This is a genomic window from Pseudomonas sp. BN606, assembly GCF_029873115.1.
Lineage (GTDB): Bacteria > Pseudomonadota > Gammaproteobacteria > Pseudomonadales > Pseudomonadaceae > Metapseudomonas.
Genome location: NZ_SSOF01000012.1, coordinates 1 through 709 on the forward strand (window position 1 = coordinate 1; position 709 = coordinate 709).

Annotated in this window: 1 protein-coding gene; it reads left to right on the top strand. The window is 62.8% G+C overall.

All coding sequences use genetic code 11. The features are described from left to right. Positions 1-709, top strand: a 709-nt coding sequence (locus tag E8E75_RS00080) for an Ig-like domain-containing protein (protein WP_280357623.1), incomplete at both ends; no start/stop codon positions are given.

Sequence of the window (709 nt, forward strand, 5' to 3'; positions counted from 1 at the left end):
CAATGGCGCCAGTGTCACCTTCGTGCCCAACGCCAACTGGAACGGCACCACCACCTTCCAGTATGCCTCCGTGGATAACGACGGTCTGGAAGACGCCACTCCGGCCACCGGCACCATTACGGTCAATGTGGTGGACGATGCTTCCGTCCTGGTTGCCGATACCAACACCGTGGCCGAAGACAACCCGGCCACTGGCAACGTGCTGAACAACGACAGCGATGTGGATAACACCCTTACCGTCGCCAGCTTCAGCGTGGCTGGCATCACTGGCAGCTTCACTGCCGGCCAGACCGCCATCATTGCCAACGTGGGTACCTTCACCCTCGGCAGCAACGGTGACTACACCTTCACCCCGGCTGCCAACTGGAACGGTGAAGTACCGCAGGTGACCTACACCACCAACACCGGCAGCAGCGCCACGCTAAGCATCAGCGTCACTCCGGCGAACGATGCACCGCTGGCCAGCAACGACGGCCCGGTTCCAGTGATTGAGGACCTCCCGGCAGTCGGCAACGTCCTGACCAACGACAGCGATGTCGACGGTGACAGCCTCACTGTCACCCAGTTCGAAGTGGGCGGCGCCACCTACACCGCTGGGCAGACCGCCACCCTCACCGGTGTCGGCACCCTGGTGATCAATGCCAATGGCAGCTTCACCTTCACCCCGGCGCCGAACTACAACGGCCCGGTGCCGACCGCGACCTATACC